At 53.0% G+C, this 16107-nt stretch carries 12 protein-coding genes and 3 pseudogenes; 11 read left to right on the top strand and 4 right to left on the bottom strand.

What is annotated here, in order from left to right; genetic code table 11:
- Window positions 1-113, top strand: a pseudogene (locus J7394_RS18970) (IS5/IS1182 family transposase); the annotation flags it as partial.
- Between the two features lie 453 nt (window positions 114-566).
- Window positions 567-908: an SDR family NAD(P)-dependent oxidoreductase gene (locus J7394_RS22910; protein ID WP_247748300.1), complete on the top strand. Its 342-nt coding sequence runs from the start codon at window positions 567-569 to the stop codon at window positions 906-908.
- A gap of 10 nt (window positions 909-918) precedes the next feature.
- Here J7394_RS22910 and J7394_RS18985 read toward each other — a convergent pair whose 3' ends face one another.
- The gene (locus J7394_RS18985; protein ID WP_209255354.1) at window positions 919-1392 is read right to left on the bottom strand and encodes a RidA family protein; all 474 of its coding nucleotides are present in this window, start codon (window positions 1390-1392) and stop codon (window positions 919-921) included.
- 24 nt (window positions 1393-1416) lie between these two features.
- The gene (locus J7394_RS18990) at window positions 1417-2565 is read right to left on the bottom strand and encodes an aminotransferase class V-fold PLP-dependent enzyme (protein ID WP_209255356.1); all 1149 of its coding nucleotides are present in this window, start codon (window positions 2563-2565) and stop codon (window positions 1417-1419) included.
- Between the two features lie 175 nt (window positions 2566-2740).
- Between J7394_RS18990 and J7394_RS18995 the strand changes: the two genes are divergently transcribed.
- Window positions 2741-4102 (top strand): PLP-dependent aminotransferase family protein, encoded by a 1362-nt coding sequence (locus J7394_RS18995; protein ID WP_209255358.1) that lies wholly within the window; start codon window positions 2741-2743, stop codon window positions 4100-4102.
- A 233-nt stretch (window positions 4103-4335) separates the two neighbouring features.
- Window positions 4336-4500, top strand: a pseudogene (locus J7394_RS22915) (IS5/IS1182 family transposase); the annotation flags it as partial.
- Window positions 4501-4945: 445 nt separating this feature from the next.
- On the opposite strand, the gene J7394_RS19000 reads toward J7394_RS22915, so the two are convergent.
- Window positions 4946-5662 (bottom strand): hypothetical protein, encoded by a 717-nt coding sequence (locus J7394_RS19000; RefSeq protein ID WP_209255360.1) that lies wholly within the window; start codon window positions 5660-5662, stop codon window positions 4946-4948.
- Window positions 5659-6513: a class I SAM-dependent methyltransferase gene (locus J7394_RS23135; RefSeq protein WP_209255362.1), complete on the bottom strand. Its 855-nt coding sequence runs from the start codon at window positions 6511-6513 to the stop codon at window positions 5659-5661. Before J7394_RS23135 ends, J7394_RS19000 begins: the two co-directional genes overlap by 4 nt.
- Before the next feature lie 128 nt (window positions 6514-6641).
- Here J7394_RS23135 and J7394_RS19010 point away from each other — a divergent pair.
- The 7 genes and pseudogenes from J7394_RS19010 to J7394_RS19040 all read left to right on the top strand — a co-directional run bounded on the left by J7394_RS19010 (window position 6642) and on the right by J7394_RS19040 (window position 16070).
- Window positions 6642-7747 (top strand): annotated as a pseudogene (locus tag J7394_RS19010) (IS3 family transposase).
- 91 nt (window positions 7748-7838) lie between these two features.
- Complete coding sequence (locus J7394_RS19015) at window positions 7839-8594, top strand: class I SAM-dependent methyltransferase (RefSeq protein ID WP_209255364.1); 756 nt, start codon at window positions 7839-7841, stop codon at window positions 8592-8594.
- A 130-nt stretch (window positions 8595-8724) separates the two neighbouring features.
- Window positions 8725-10479 carry a glycosyltransferase family 2 protein gene (locus J7394_RS19020; protein WP_209255366.1) on the top strand — a complete coding sequence of 585 codons (1755 nt, stop codon included), beginning with the start codon at window positions 8725-8727 and terminating at the stop codon, window positions 10477-10479.
- Window positions 10480-10493: 14 nt separating this feature from the next.
- Window positions 10494-11372 (top strand): hypothetical protein, encoded by an 879-nt coding sequence (locus J7394_RS19025; protein WP_209255368.1) that lies wholly within the window; start codon window positions 10494-10496, stop codon window positions 11370-11372.
- Window positions 11369-12484, top strand: coding sequence for an ATP-grasp fold amidoligase family protein (locus J7394_RS19030; RefSeq protein WP_209255370.1), 1116 nt, complete (start codon window positions 11369-11371; stop codon window positions 12482-12484). The genes J7394_RS19025 and J7394_RS19030 overlap by 4 nt, the downstream gene beginning before the upstream one ends.
- Window positions 12484-14079 carry a hypothetical protein gene (locus J7394_RS19035; protein WP_209255372.1) on the top strand — a complete coding sequence of 532 codons (1596 nt, stop codon included), beginning with the start codon at window positions 12484-12486 and terminating at the stop codon, window positions 14077-14079. Before J7394_RS19030 ends, J7394_RS19035 begins: the two co-directional genes overlap by 1 nt.
- An 857-nt stretch (window positions 14080-14936) precedes the next feature.
- On the top strand, window positions 14937-16070 hold the full coding sequence (locus J7394_RS19040) for an ABC transporter substrate-binding protein (protein ID WP_209255374.1): 1134 nt from the start codon (window positions 14937-14939) through the stop codon (window positions 16068-16070).
- Window positions 16071-16107: the final 37 nt, after the last annotated feature.

A 16107-nucleotide genomic window follows, 5' to 3' on the forward strand; every position in this document is an offset into this window, starting at 1 on the left:
TCATGTTCGGCAGGCTCAAGGACTGGAGGCGCGTCGCGACCCGCTATGATCGATGCCCGAAGGTGTTCCTCTCAGCAATCGCCCTCGCTGCTCTCGTTATCTACTGGTTATGAATCCTGACCCTAGGCTCACTCAGCATCTATACTCTCCACAAATTGCCCCAAGAAGACCTACGCACTGCCGTTGGATCGTCCAGCTACTCTTCATGAGATCTGACTGTGCAGCAAGGTGTCTGGTGCCGACCAAGCTGCTGGATCGCAACACGGCACTAGACGTTCTGGAACCCAAACCCACCATCAGTTCAGAATGCAGAGAAAGTCCGCGATGAGCCCAAAAATGACCGATGCTGCGCGATGTCTGAATGACGGCGATGCGCAGAAAGCGGACTTTGCAAAGTCTAGCTTGAGCCCAAAACGAACGCGCGCTGAATTCAAACGGAATTGACTTTCCCGGATTTCAGAAAAAAGGGTTGTGAGTTTTCTGCTTTAACTCGGAGCATCCCAAAACATACCAAGGTGGGAGGATTTGCTATGAAAACAGCGGTAGTGACTGGTGCAGCGGGAGGGATGGGGCAAGCCATCTGTCGCCAACTGCGGGCAGATGGGTTCCACGTGTTTGGACTGGACCTCAACGAGGAGGGCCTAGGTGAAATGGCAACTGAGTTAGGTTCGGATTTTACGCCTATCTGCGTTGACTTAACGGATCCCATTGCTATCGCTCATACTTTAAATGGAATTAGGTCAGAGTATTGCGGTCTGAATGCTTTGGTAAACAACGCGGGAACGCAGTCCGCCCAGTCTTTCGCGGGTGAGATCACAAAGCTCACGATAGTAGAGTTGCGTCGATGCCGCCGACATGCCGCCCAAAATGCCAATCGTTTTCATCGTCTTTCTTCCCCGGTCGCTTGAACCTCTAATCTCAGGATGCTGGGTTAACCTCAAATAGAGCCTCAACTTCGACTGGAGCGTTGAAAGGCAGGCTGGACACTCCAACGGCGGAACGGGAGTGCCGGCCAGTTTCTCCAAGCACCTCAACGATCAGGTCCGAGGCCCCGTTGGCAACCATTGGGTGCTCTTCGAAGTCGGGAGTTGCAGCAACAAAGACCGTAAGCTTTCGGCAAGAGACGATCCGGTCCATGTCTCCGCCCAACGCGGCTGATACCTGGGCGAGGACATTGATCGCACAGGTGCGGGCAGATTGGTACGCGTCCTCTACAGATATGGAATTGCCGAGTGTTCCCCGATCCGCCAACGCCCCATCTACGAATGCAATTTGTCCGGACACGTGGAGGGTGCCGTCCGGGCTCAGGTGTGTCGGAACGTAGTTGGCCACAGCGGCTACAGCGTCGGGCAGTTGAATGCCAAGGTCTTTCAAGCGTTGATTGATCGACATGCGATATCGAGCAGATGCTCGCCTCTAGTGGAAAACGGATTTCAGGGTTTCGGACAGTCGGTCGAGGTCATCTTCGGTGACATGCAAGTATGGGGCGAACCGCAGGGAGCTGCCGCGACGGCTGAGATAGACATTGCGCTCGGCCAAACTGGGGAGGAGTGTCTCTGGAATGCCGCCTTCGAGCCCCGCTCCGAGGATGTTGGGGCTCCGGACCTCTTTAGGTACGGGCACAAAGCCGAACGGCTCTAGGATCGTCGCGATGCTGTCATTGATGCCTTCAAGGGTCTCAGCAATGTTTGCCACTCCCCAATCAGCAATCTGCTCCAATGCCACAACGCCACCGGGCAGGATCGAGGGGATATTCTTTTGACCCATCTCGAACCGGCGGGCCCCGACTTGGTATTGGTCGTTGTACTGAACGAGGTTCTCAAACACCTCGGCATCGGCTCGGCTGAGCCATGTCTCTTCCAAAGGCCGCGCATCGTGCCACTTGGGATCTGCGTAGAAGAGGCTGAGGCCATAAGGGGAGAGCAGCCATTTGTATCCGGCGGAGATCAAGAAGTCAGGTTTCAAGTAAGCGATGTCGATTGGTTTCGCCCCCAGGGACTGCGTGACTTCGAGGATGAAGTATGATCCTACGGACCGGGCGGCCTCAGCGATCTTGTCGAGGTCCAACAAAGCGCCGTTTGTCCAATGGCAGTTGGGAATGGCGACGAGCTTGGTCCGCGGCGTGATGCGATCCAGCACGGCTTGGGTCCAACCGAAGTCCTCAGGCGTTGGTAAGACGACAAATTTGGCCCCGGTTTCTTGACCCAGGCGCTGCCACGGTAGGTAATTGGATGGGAATGCCTCGTCCAAGACGATAATCTCATCCTGATCTGACAGGTGTTTTTCTAGGATTCGAGCCGCTGTTGACGATCCATAGCTGGCGGACGGCGTAACTGCAAAATTGTCGGCGCTGACGCCAAACGCTTTGGAAGCCGCCGTGCGGAAAGCCTCGGCGTCCTCAAAGAAGTCGTTGGGCTTGCGTTCCCAAGGGTGACATTTGGAAAGGGCCCCTTCGACCAGCGCGTCACCTGCTTTCTTCAGCAGGGGCGCATTGTAGGAACAGTTGAAATACGTCAAGTCTGACGGGATATCGAACAGGTGCCTTTGTGACGGGATAGTCGCCATCTCGCGTCGCCTCTTTGGATCAATGATATAGAACAAACATCTGATTGTATCATACTGAAGGGTCAATAATTTCATTGTATATAGGACAATGGTTTTCCCTTTATACCTGAGCCGTCCTTGCGAAACCTTAGCTATACAATACAATCTCTACATTGTTCAAAAAGCGGATCGCCCAATGCGTGCAAAGTACAAAGACGTGGCTGCCGACCTGGCTCGAGACATACGCAGCGGGACGCTGAAGCCAGGCGACCGCTTGCCAACACACAGGGAACTTGCGCACCGACACGGGCTGTCTTTGGGCACCGCAACGAAGGTGTTCTCCGAGATGGAAGCAATGGGCCTTACAATTGGCGAAGTCGGACGTGGAACCTTCGTCCGAATGAATGCCGATGCCCGCGCTATGGAGTTTTCCTACGAGACTCCGGGTGAGGCAGTGGTAGACTTCAGCAAGAACCACCTGGTTCTGCCCGAGCAGGACGGCATCTTCCAAACTGCGATTGCAAAAGTACTGGCTGATCCTGGCTGTGATGTACTCGATTACCGGAACAATCCGGGGTCCGAGTATGACCGTCTAACGGCTTGGCGATGGCTGAACGAAGATCGCGACACTCCAATCGACAGCCATGAGGCAATCACCATATGCAGCGGCGGACAGCACGCATTGATGCTCGCCCTAATGGCAACCTGCCGTCCTGGACAAGTCGTGGCCGTCGAGCGTTTGACCTATCCGATGGTGCGTCTGGCTTGTGAAATGCTCCGCTTGGACGTGGTAGAAGTGGACGCCGACAGCGAAGGGATCATCCCAGAGAGCTTTACTCGGCTGTGCCAAAAGCACGATGTCTCAGCACTTTTCAGTATCCCCAACGTACAAAACCCGACTTCGACCACGCTGCCGATGGAACGCCGTTCAGAAATCGTGAATATCGCCAAGTCGAATGATGTCATGGTTATCGAAGACGACGCCTATGGCTTTCTGCTCGAACAGCCGCCAACGTCATTCGCGGAACTTGCCCCAGATCGCACGCTTTACATCCGAACGCTCTCCAAAAGTTGGGCTCCTGGCCTGCGAGTGTGCTACCTCGTATCGCCAAAGAGTTACAGAGATGCCGTGGACCGTGCCCAACGTGCTTCCGTGTGGATGAACGCACCACTTATGGCTTCAGTTGCGTCTGAGATCATTGCATCCGGTCAATACAAGGCGGTTGTGCATGCCAAGCGCAAAGAGGTTTTCAAACGCCAGGCGATCTTACGTCGTGTTCTTGATGGCATGGAGGTCGTAACAGGACCGCAAAGCATGCATGTACTTTTGCCACTCCCAACCAACGCGCGGAACGACTGGCTGGTCGAAGTTCTTGCAGAGGCAAATGTGTTGGTGTCGCCCGCCTCTCAGTTCGCAGCAAAAGGCGAACGCTCCGGACTGCAAAATGGGCTTAGGCTGTGTATCGGCGCGCCCCGGGATCGAGCGACCATGGAAAGAGCCCTGATAACTCTGCGAACAGTAGCAGAGGCTTCTCAGAACAAACGGTCTTGGCGCTGAGCCGACACTGCGTCTTTGCAATTGAACGGCGGCATAGTCCACGGCTTAACCGTTCGCAGACCTTGAGGTTTCGCCATCATAACGAATGGCCGCTAAGCGGGCTGCGGCTGCAGCATCTTCTTTGAGTGGTGAATGTCTCTCTTGGGCTATTCCGTACAAGGGAGAGTAGTGCCGTTGACCGCTTCGGCGTTGCTGCACTGCACCTTTGTTCGTCTCGATCAATGGCGGTTTTTGGCCGCAGAAGCCGCGTTGCGTTAAAGGTGCATTATTTGAAATAATTGGGTCAGCGCCTCACGTCGCGCGAATTTGATCTCCAAGTTGCGGAAATCCAGATCCGGGCCGCAATGCTCAAAGGCTTCACCGCACTGCGCTTCCCGAAAACCGTGACCGCTGGATAAGTCCGTCATGGGTCGGGGAGAACTCATCCTACAGGACTTCTTGTGCAACAAAGCCATATCTCGAAACAGACGACACCTGAGAACAAATCCTGATCCTAGATCCGGCCTGAGCGCCTTATTCTGCACACAGGCGGAATCTACACCTTTTAGGCAAGTGTTGTTGAGGACCAGCGAGCAACGATGCTGAACATAGTCTTTGCCGGTGAAATATCGGCAGCCGTGAAGCGGTCAGCCTTGGACAAAGAAATTCTCAAATATCGCGAGCAAGGTTTTCCAAGATTGATCTGTCGCTTTTGCTGTACACGAAGTTTACTGCAAAACATTCGGGCCCCATTTCCTCAATTGCGCCGAGTATCTCCCCCAAACGTATCCGTCTCCGCCGCGATCTCGCATCTATGCCCGTCCCGCTGTGCGTCAAATCTTTGAACTTCAATAACCCTACCCACTACACATAGGTTTTTACTCGCGCACTGCTCAAATCTAGTGACCCATAAAGTTCGGACAGCATTTCATCAAGCGGACTAAATGCTTCTAACTTAACTACTTTCGTTCCTTTCGAGCTCAAATAGTCTACAGCGGCCTGCATCATATCGTTGCGGTTCTGCAGCTTCGCAATCGAGCCGTGACGTTGTATGGCTTTGCGTTCAGGATTGGCTACATTTCGCTTTCTCATGCGGTTTGTGATGCCCTCCAGACTTTGCTCTGGCGTCGCGCACAAATGAGCCACTGCATCGGGCGCTGCATAATCGCTTAACGATTCCAGTGCATCCGAGATGACAAAATCCGGCGCATTCGACAGCCCATACAAAAGCCGATGCCAAGGCCCTTCATGCATACAAACCAAGCCTACATCGCGCGACATCTCTTCGGCGATCACGTACTCAGTCAACCCTTGGATAAACATCGCCTTCTGTTGTGGAAATCGTGCTAAAACCCCGTTCGCCAAAGCGTTAAAATCAGGATACAGAGCATCTATTTGGTCCCGCCTGTAACTATGACGCGCGATGGCGTTCTTGCGCAAAATCGGCTTTATCTTTACGTTTTTGCGTTCAAGCGCCTCCAGTGATGTGTGGTTCCACCCGTCTGACGCCAGTTTTGTCAAAAGCGCATTTACGAGGGTGGATTTGCCGGAGCTTGGCAAACCCAAAAATTCAACAATCACGTGGAAGTTTGCCTCAACAGAAAATGGTGGATCTCTGCATTTCCGCCGTCGAGCACTTTGACCTTGCGCGACTCGACCTCTTCGAACCCGCTCCTTTTCAGCAAAGCCAGCACCTGCCGGCGCGACATACGACTGCCCATTCTCTCATCGTCGGCTGGAAACTCGTATGGTCCGTCCACCCGAAAACCCAGCTGCAAAATCGCATAGGATTTGCATACCCTAGCAAATTCCCGGATCGTTTTCTTTGTGTCGGCATAACAGATAATGTCGCGCAAGAAACGCGTGCTGACGACCAGATCAAATGCCTTATCATCAAACGGCAGCTTAGTTGAGTAGCCCCGCACTGTCGTGCATCTATCATACTGATCGCCGAGCGAAGTCTGCGCCGCCATCATTATGTCGTCAGATGCGTCTAACCCAAAAACGGTGTAGCCGTGATCATGGTAGTAATTCACAAATCGGCCTGTGCCGAAGGGGACATCTAGCACCTTGAGCCCTCTCGGAAGCATACTCAATAGCTCTTCCATCTGCTCTTGCTCAACCCACCACCAAGCCTGCTGGCGACGCTTGTCTTCGTAGTTTTTTGCTACTTTTCCATAGTAGCTATCGCCTTTTATGTTTTTTAGTCTGCTATTTGCCATCGTATACTCTGCTATTGCATCGTTTTTTAGCTCGGAGCCGAACGATATCTGGTTTATAGTTTCAAGGCTACGATGTTTCTTCGTCAGGCGCATCGAAGCCGTATCTTTAAAAACGGTTTTTTGGCCTGCTGCGTTCGTATCGAGGCTAGATAAGGTTCTTTTGCATTTGAACTTATCTCTTTTGGGTCGTGCGGCTGGGTGAAAAGCCACCTTCGCCTGCGAGCAGTTCTGGAACCGCTATAGCTCGGAGCTTGCTAGTGTTGATATCTGGTTTGACCTGCTCCCCTGAAATGTCCCCGATTTGAGGATAGCCTGATCTCCATTTGAGGAGACAGACGATGAAGAGTAGCCGTTTCAGCGAAGAACAGATCATTGGTATCGTGCAGGGACACTAAGCTGGGTTGGGCGCGAAGGAGCTGTGCCGCAAGCACGGGATCAGCGAAGCGACATTCTGAAGGTGGCGCTCCAAGTAAGGCGGCATGGAGGTGCTCGGCGATCGAAGACACTGGAAACTGCGAACGCCAAACTGATGAAGAAGTTGGCCGAGCAGATGACGGATGTGGCGACGTTGAAAGAGATGCTTGGAAAAGACTTCTGAAGCCCAATTCGAGAAGGAGTGCTGTGGATTGGGAGATGAAGACCAAGGGCTGCAATCAACGCCGCGCTTGTGCGTTGGCTGGGATCGATCCGCGTTTGTATCTACGGACTGCTAAGCGACGGCTTGATACAGAATTGCGGACAAGGATAAATAAACTGGCGTCCGAACGGCGGCGGTTCGGCTATGGACGGCTGCACATCCTGCTGAAGCGCGAGGGATGGCAAGTGAACTGGAAGAAGCTGTATCGGCTCTACCCCGAAGAAGGGTTAACCGTCCGTAAACATAGCGGACGCAAGCGCGTTGTGGGCACTAGGACACGAATGGCGATCCCTCAAGGACCGAACCAGAGATAGACGCTCGACTTTATGTCCGAAGCGCTGGAAGACGGGCGCAGGTTCCGGGTGCTGAACGCCATTGATGACTTAAGCTTGGAATGCCTGGTCGCTGTGGTGGATACATCCATCGGCGGCGCGCTTGTCGCCCGTGAACTGGATCGTATTGCTGAACTTCGCGGCTATCCGTGCCTTGTGCTCTCGGACAATGACACGGAACTGACCAGTAGCGAGATGCAGAAATAGCAGGAGGACCGAAAGGTCGGTTGGAAATACATCGCGCTCAGCAAACCCATGCAGAACGGTCTGTTAGAAAGCTTAAACGGAAGAATGCGTGAAGAGTGCCTCAACGAAAACCTGTTCCCGTTTCTGCGCCATGCCCGCCGCATGATCGCGGCATGGCGCGCCGACTACAATCACCAAAAGCCCACATTCGAGCCTCGACGGTCTCACTCCGTGGGAGTATCATCAACGGTCGAGAGAGGACCAAAACCTGAAGAGAGCTAACATATAAACGCGGACTTCAAGGGGAGCAGGTCAGGTACTATACACCTTCAACAGTCGATTGTGGCCCGATAGGCTCGCCCTGAGACAAGGAGAAAAAGATGGGCGCGAGCATTAATTTCGCCAAAGAAGCTGAAGATCCTGAGATCACTGGACTGGATTTATCTAGTTTCGACGAGACCGATCTAATGAACATTGTGTTGCAACGCTCTGAGGTGATGTTTGATCGCCCGCGACCAGGCAGGGTGATTCGTGCATGGAGCGAAGGGGACGACGGCCCAATTCTTGCGGAAGTTGCACGACTGGGATTGGAGGCTGCCAGACGCGCCGCCGGAGTGATTAGAGCCGAATATCGCGCGTTGTCGCCTGTTTTGAAACAACTCAAGCCAAAGCGTGTTGCAGATATTGGTTGTGGCTACGCCTTTTTTGATCTCTTCCTTGCCAGAGAGTTCAATGCAGAACTCGTGTTGATTGACCTTGAAACCAATGACCGTAGGCATTTCGGCTTCAAAAAAGCGGGTGCAGCTTATTCGAGCTTGAAAACCGCGCGGGATTTTTTGGTTTCGAATGGGGTATCGACCGAGAGTGTTACGACCGTGAACCCTAACGCGACTGCGCCGGAAACAATTTCACCGGTTGATCTGGTGGTGTCTTTCTTGTCCTGTGGGTTCCACTATCCAGTGGACTCCTATCTCCCATTTCTAGATCGCGCATTGATGCCAGGGGGGGCCGCCATCTTCGATTTGAGAACAAAGACGGCAGATGCTCAGATTGATGCGCTCGCCCGTTTCGGCAGTATTACTGATTTGGAGGCACCGCCGAAGGCACGCAGAATCCTGCTTCAAAGGTCACATTGACGCAATGGAAAACCATAATCTATATGTACTTATAGGGCCAAGTTGAACGGTAAATCTTGGCAACGCTAAGCTGCCGTTCTGAAGCACCGTGCCTTTGTTGGGCATAACACTATCGAATTGGACTTTCTCCATGAACCGCAACAGCAGAAGTGCCAAAGATGACGTCGGTCCAGTTCATGCTGAAGAAATTGATGGTATGTTGCGTGCAAATGACGACTACTTGGAACAAGAGGCTGCCCTTAAATCCGATTCTGGTCAGACTGTAGGCAAGAAACTCATCGTCTCGACGATGAAGGATGAAGCACCATATCTGCTCGAATGGATTGCATATCATCGAGCAATCGGGTTCACGGATTTCCTGATTTACACTAACGATTGTAGTGACGGAACAGACCTCCTGCTCGACCGTCTCCAACAAAATAAAATCGTCACGCATGTTCGCAATGTCGTTCTGAAGCGTGGACCCCACAAGTCGGCGCTCAAATATGCACAATCTCATCAATCCTACGCATCCGCTCAATGGGTATATGTCTGTGACGTTGACGAGTTCCTGAATGTGAAGATTGGAAATGGTCATGTTGATGATCTCATTGCGCATAGTCCAGACGCAGAGGTGATTCCTGTTGCATGGCGCCTTTTTTCGAATGCGGGCCAATCCTCGTTGTTCCCGGGCGAATGCATGAAAGTGTTCACAGATGCCGAGCCAGCCGTTTCCTCGGAAGACGAAGAAGGGCGTTTTGTGAAATCGCTTTTCAGGCCAAGTCTAAAGGTCAGGCGGCTGGGATTGCACGCGCCTGTTTTTGACGAAGCAGACGAAAATGACGTTGTCTGGTGCGCGCCGTGGCTGCAATCAGACCCCGAATCCGATCCGCGTCGCCCCAACGACAATTTTGGATATGAAATCGCGCAGGTGAACCACTATGCCGTGCGCTCAATCGATGCATTTCTTATCAAGCGGAATCGCGGTCGAGCGAACCATGTGAACGAGAGGATTGGAAAAAAGTACTGGATGCGCTGGTGTCGAGGCGGCGAGACTGATCTCTCAATCCAACGTCATCTTGACGCAATGTCTAGGGAATACCAAAAGCTCGTCTCCGACCCAATTGTTGCGCATTTGGAACGCGGCGCACGTGTCTACCAGGAACAGCAACTCGGTCGGTTGTTGAAGCGCGACGAGTATCTAGCGCTAAGACAGGAGCTGATCGAAATTTCGGCAACGCCTTCAGCGGCTGAAATACCTGTTGCACCTATGCCGAGCAGGTCAAGCTTGGCTACCCCCGAAGAGGCGAATCAGATCATTGGCGTCATTCTCGAAGAGAATGATCGAAACCGTGCGCCCAATCGACGCGCGCTGCGGCGCCAGATGCTTGATGAGGTAATGCCAAAAGGCGGTCGATGCGCCGAAATCGGAGTTTGGCAAGGTGATTTTTCAGCGGAAATTCTGAATATCACGCAACCACGCGAACTGGTACTGATTGATCCATGGGATTTGCTGGCAGAGAAAACCGAAGAACATACGCATGCCCAGCATGCCAGCGCGCAGAAGATGCAGTCGAAATACGACCATGTCACCCGAACGCTAGGGCGATTGCCCAATTGCATCGTACGCAAAGGCTTCTCTGCAGACGTGCTTGAGACATATCCAGACGGATATTTTGATTGGGTCTATATTGACGGCAATCACATGTATGACTTTGTGCTGGAGGATATTCTTATCTCCGCCCGCAAGGTACGTTCCGGTGGTCTGATCGCCGGAGACGACCTATTTTGGAAAAAGGACGGTCGCATGCACGTTCGTGAAGCAGTCCGCGAGGCAATGCGCCAGCTTGGCGACCGTGCTAAGCAGACCCGTCGCGGCGCGCAGTTTCTTATCCATCTCAGTTGAAAGACGACATTCGCATGACACGCAAATACTCAATTGGCATGCTCTGGGTCGAGGGGCCGTTGAGTTATCTTGAGCAACTCTGTATCAAGTCTTTTCTTGATAACGATCAAGCCGTCCGACTCTATGTCTACGAAGACGTCTCTCGGGTGCCGGATGGCGTTGAGGTACGTGACGCGAACGAAGTTCTGCCAACGACCGAATTTGTGACCCACACGCGCACAGGGAGTGTCGCACCGCATGCGGACAAGTTTCGCTACCGTATGCTGCAGCAGGAACCGAATTTGATTTGGGCGGATACCGATGCTTATTGTAGGCTGCCCTTTGAGACTGAGACAGGCCATTTTTATGGTTGGCAAGAAGAAAATGAGATCAACAATGGCGTCCTGCGTCTTCCGCCCGACAGTCCAACGCTCAAGGATTTGATCGCCTATACAGAGGACCCCTATACCATCGTTCCTTGGCTCCCACGGCATCACAAACGGCGGTTGCGCGCAGCGCAGGCTGCTGGCACACCCTTACACGCAGGTGAGATGCCTTGGGGTGTGTGGGGCCCGCGCGCACTGACCTGGCTATTGCACAAACATGGCGAGGAACGCCATGCCCTTCCACGTCACGTGCTTTACCCGATCAGTTTTCAACGTCGCCGTCGTATGGCGCGTCCCAATCGTGACACTTCTGAGTTCATTCTGGAAGATACCGCATCTATCCATTTTTACGGGCGTCGGATGCGCGATTTTCTCGCTATCGAATATGATGGAATTGCACCGGAAAAAAGCTTGATCGGACAGCTACTTATCAAGCACGACATCGATCCGGGTGCAGCACCGATTGCGAAGAAAAAGCCGCAACCTAGTCCAGACGCGAATACGGCAGGTGAGTCTTCGGATTCATGAATGAAAAGAAGCCTCGACCGCGCTTTCGCGAGATGTTGCCCGATCTACCGCCATTGGCGACACCTCCGGCAGAGATTATCGCGGCCTTTCCAGACATGGTCACCGCGCGCGATGTCCGCAGGTTAGACCTGTTCTTGCGGTACAGTGAATACCTGTTGTTTGAAATTCGTCGACACAAGCTTTTTGGTATCGCGAACCCGCCTCGTGCGAATTTCACCCGGGGATATGACTATTATCCTTCAGATGCGGCACGTATCTTTGCACTGGCAACATCGATCAATCGCTTCAGTCAAAACCATGGCTACCCTCCGAATTTTCTGGATCCGAAGACCGCCACTGAAAAGCTTCTCGTCATGAAGATGTTTGGTGAGATCCCTATCGGACCGCCTGCGGACAAGCTCATGACAGAGCTGTTTGTACCGGACGCAGTACTGCCCCTGCTGAGCCTGACACGTCGGAGCTGGATTGCAACCAAGCCCGGCTTGCCAGTTAACACCGAAATGGCACCCGGACGATATTTTCTGAAAACGAATTTTGGAGCGGGCAACAATGTTGCCGTTCAGTTTCCGATGGACGACGAAGCGCGAGAAGCACTACTGAAAAAGCAAACCACGTGGTTCGCGCGTCGCCATCGGCACGGGTTCTGGGCGGGCGAATGGTGGTATCACACCATTTCACCTCGCGTGTTTGTAGAAGAAGATCTCGCTGACGGCGGACAAGATATTGATGATTGGAAGCTTTGGGTTTTGGCTGGACGTGTGCATATTGTCCAGGTCGATCAGGATCGCTCCACCCAGCATGTTCAACGGATCTATGATCGTGATTTCAATCTTCTCGCGGACGAGCTTTACTATCCCAGCGATCCGTCCCCCGGGCGTCGACCTTCGCAACTTGACGATATGGTCCGTGTTGCAGAAGCCATTGGGCGTGATCTGGAATTCGCCAGGGTAGACTTTTTCATACGCGGACAGAATCTTTATCTGGGCGAGATTACGCTCTGCCCCTTTGGTGCTAAGAAGAAGATGCGCAGTGCCGATCTCGACCGCGACCTTGGGAAAGCATGGACGGGTACACGTCTTTTCCCGAATCCGATCCGTGAAGGGCAGAATTAGTGCTGAGTGCCGATCCGACCGAGGACGAAAGCTTCGCTGAAGCGCTTTGTCGGGAAAAAGGATGGTCCCCAGAGCGGGTTTTCCGTCATCAATATCTGATCACGCCAGAGTCTCAGACAAGTGCAGGTCTACCAACTTGGCATTCTGCCACTGCTGGCAGTTGGACACTTTGGTATGACCCTGACTTGCCCGTCCACCCACTAAAAGACGCGACTGGCGCGTTTTTGGGGCTGCTTTGCGGTGTGGCTATTGGACCCGATGACAATGTGATAGAGGACACGCTGCACCTACCGTTCAAAAATGATGACGCGCTTGCTCTAGATCAGTTTGAAGAACTACTGATGGATTTGCGTGGACGTTACATCACGCTATTGACCTTGCCTGATCGCACTCTGCTCTACACCGATCCTGTCGCGGATATGGGGGCGGTTTACGATCCGGCGTCGCGTCGCGTTGGTTTATCAATGCCAGTTGTGCTTAACCGCCGTTTGGAGCGGGCGCATGGCGTGACGCGACCCAATCTGCTGCTCGGACATGTCCCACTACGTGCAGGCATGACACCCGATGCACATGTTCGGCGGTTGCTGCCAAATCACCGACTGGACTTGCGAACTTTCACAATGCGTCGGTTTTGGCCGAAAATCCCGCCGTTTATGGTTGAGAGTGTCGAGGAAGAAGACTCAATCAGTGCCGCCATTGCTGAACGTTTGGCAAAAAACGTCGCAGCATTTACCAACCATGGCACAAGCGCGATTCCCATCAGTGGGGGGATTGATTCGCGTATTCTGTTGGGGTTGGCAGCGGCTCATGAAGCTCGGCCGACTATCTGTTTCACTCACCGAACGAACTGGATATCAGGATATGATGCCGTTTTGGGGTACCAGATCGCCGATGCCTTGGGAGTGCCATATCGTTTGTTGGATGCTGTTACCCTCAACAAAGATGTCGCATGGGCAGAGGCCGCAAAACTGGAGCGCACCCTCCGATTTGTACGCAGTGGTTTTTCCACGCCTAAGGTACGGGCTCCAACAGCATTAGCCCAACTTATGGTTCCAAAAGTAGCGCTCATTCTGCGCGGCAATGTTATGGAAATGTTGGGTGGCCGGTTTCACCGTAGTTCTGGGATCGCAGATATTGAAGCAGCCTATAATTTGATCTGGGGCCGTGAACCAGCCTCTGATGAAGAACGCCGAATATGGCAAGCTGCCTATTGTGGCTGGCTTGCGGACCTTACGCCCGGCCTTCCAGAAAAGACCGGACTTGATCTGGCTTTTGTTGAGCTGCTCTACAGTCACGCCATTGCGGTAGTCCTTCAGAGCCTGCCGCAAGGGTTTTTTCTAAATCCTTTTGCAGATCGACGCCTCATTGCTCAAACGATGCGCATCTCTTCGCAATCGCGCCGCAGTGGGCAGCTTTATAACAAACTGCTTCGTCATGGGCAGATGCTTCCCAAGCTCCCAAGTCCGAGGGTTCTTGGGAAAGCGGACGCATTGGCTGACAATCGACAGTTGCTCGAATTCCTCAAGCAGAGATCAGCAGATATTGAAGCTTACACACGTGATACTCCGCCCAACCTTGCCGGTTCAGTCAACTAGAGGAGTTACCCATCAAAAGGTTGATGCTAAATAGTGTCGTGGTTCAAAGCCTCCATTGATTAACTGTATGATGAGCAGTCCTTATTGGTTGATAGATACGGCAGCGGTGCGGCTTCGTCTATGACACATCCGTTGAGAAATATTATCCTATTTAGCAACAATGGGTTGCGCTTTTACACTCCGCGCGCGTGGTATGAACCTCTGTCGACTTTGTACGATCCTTGGCCTCGTGGGACTAAGCGTTGACGCCAAACAATAAGCGCCTGCACAAGTCGACTTCTCTGATCGGACGTTTGGGTCTAGTTGGTTTCATCGTTTCGTTTCCATGTTTTGGGAATCCTAGCCTCTCATCTGGGTCACGCTTCTTTTCGCAGTCAATGTTGACCCGGTTCGGTTGTGAGTCTTAGGCGGTCCTACGCCATGGCCTTCGCGCAATGCATTGATCCTGATTCACCAAGAGCGGATAGTCGAGCGGCCGAAGTAAAAGATCACTGTGTCTGCAAAAAAGACGTTCAATCAAGTGGCAGCGAGTGTCTGCTTCGATCCCCGCTGCATACTAGTTGACTGCAGCCGTTGTCTTCGCGTGGCGACTCGGCAAACTAGCAAATAGCTTTTTTCGATCAGGGATCACAGGCGACAATTTAGCTTACCGCCTTCCAATGCGATCCTGATATCAGTGGGTCTGGGTGCTGAAAACCAATTTAAGCCTTAGAAATTGAAAGCTTGCACTGGACATTGTCTTTCTGAACAGGAAAGCATCTTAATAAAGACTGTTTGCGAAAGTGGTCCTCGTTGTAGCAACTTCAAACACGGCCGTGCCAATGCTGCCGGTGATAGAAAAAATGTGGGGGGAACTTATGAAGTATAAATCGATTGCCATTGCCGCATCCATCGGGTTGCTGGCCACAGGGGCATTCGCTGAGACCAAGGTCGGCATGATTACTACTCTGTCCGGTGGAGGAGCCGGCTTGGGGATCGATGTGCGCGATGGTTTCATGCTGGGTATCAAGCAATCCGGGCGGGATGACATCGAGGTCGTCATCGAAGATGATCAACGAAAACCCGATGTCGCCGTGCAGCTTGCTGACAAGATGATCCAGTCGGAGAAGGTGGATATCCTGACGGGCATTATCTGGTCGAACCTCGCGATGGCGGTTGTTCCAGCGGCAACGGCCCAAGGTAAGTTCTACTTGTCGCCGAACGCGGGGCCGTCGGCGCTGGCCGGTCAGGGCTGTCACGAAAATTATTTCAACGTCGCCTGGCAGAACGACAACCTGCACGAAGCAGCTGGCGCCTATGCCAACACAGCAGGACATAGCAACAGCTTCATCCTCGCCCCGAACTATCCGGCGGGTAAGGACGCTTTGACCGGGTACAAGCGGTTCTTCGAAGGCGATCTTGCCGGCGAGATTTACACCGAGCTTGGCCAAACGGACTATGCAGCCGAGATTGCTCAAATCCGCGCGTCCGGCGCAGACAGTGTCTTTTTCTTCCTTCCCGGCGGAATGGGGATTTCGTTTCTCAAGCAATATGCGGATAGCGGGGTTGATCTGCCCGTGGTGGGTCCGGCGTTTTCGTTCGATCAGGGCATCCTTCAAGCCGTCGGGCCCGCAGCACTTGGGATTGTGAATACCAGCCAATGGAACAAGGATATCGACAATCCAGCAAATGCCGCGTTCGTTGAAAGCTTTGTGGCCGAGTACGGGCGGCTTCCGTCTCTCTATGCAAGCCAGGGCTTCGACACGGCACAGTTGATCGTTTCGGCGCTCGGATCGGCTGATGTCTCGGATCAAGACGCGTTCAGAGATGCATTGCGTGCGGCTGAATTCGACAGCACACGTGGCGACTTTGCGTTTGGTCCAAACCACCATCCAATTCAGACTATCTATGCGCGCGAAGTCATTCAGGAAGGGGATGTATTCACCAACCGGATCATTGGTGTGGCGTTGGAAAACCACTCGGACGCCTACGCGGCAGATTGTAAAATGTAATCGGAGGGCCGCCCCCAACTAAATGGCGGCGGCCCGT

The sequence above is a fragment of the Ruegeria sp. R13_0 genome, from assembly GCF_017743995.1.
Taxonomy (GTDB): domain Bacteria; phylum Pseudomonadota; class Alphaproteobacteria; order Rhodobacterales; family Rhodobacteraceae; genus Ruegeria.

Bases quoted from the DNA above. Each gene is read 5' to 3' on its own strand.
- J7394_RS22910 (WP_247748300.1), top strand. From the start codon at position 567: ATGGGGCAAGCCATCTGTCGCCAACTGCGGGCAGATGGGTTCCACGTG.
- J7394_RS18985 (WP_209255354.1), bottom strand. From the start codon at position 1,392: ATGTCGATCAATCAACGCTTGAAAGACCTTGGCATTCAACTGCCCGAC.
- J7394_RS18990 (WP_209255356.1), bottom strand. From the start codon at position 2,565: ATGGCGACTATCCCGTCACAAAGGCACCTGTTCGATATCCCGTCAGAC.
- J7394_RS18995 (WP_209255358.1), top strand. From the start codon at position 2,741: ATGCGTGCAAAGTACAAAGACGTGGCTGCCGACCTGGCTCGAGACATA.
- J7394_RS19015 (WP_209255364.1), top strand. From the start codon at position 7,839: ATGGGCGCGAGCATTAATTTCGCCAAAGAAGCTGAAGATCCTGAGATC.
- J7394_RS19020 (WP_209255366.1), top strand. From the start codon at position 8,725: ATGAACCGCAACAGCAGAAGTGCCAAAGATGACGTCGGTCCAGTTCAT.
- J7394_RS19025 (WP_209255368.1), top strand. From the start codon at position 10,494: ATGACACGCAAATACTCAATTGGCATGCTCTGGGTCGAGGGGCCGTTG.
- J7394_RS19030 (WP_209255370.1), top strand. From the start codon at position 11,369: ATGAATGAAAAGAAGCCTCGACCGCGCTTTCGCGAGATGTTGCCCGAT.
- J7394_RS19040 (WP_209255374.1), top strand. From the start codon at position 14,937: ATGAAGTATAAATCGATTGCCATTGCCGCATCCATCGGGTTGCTGGCC.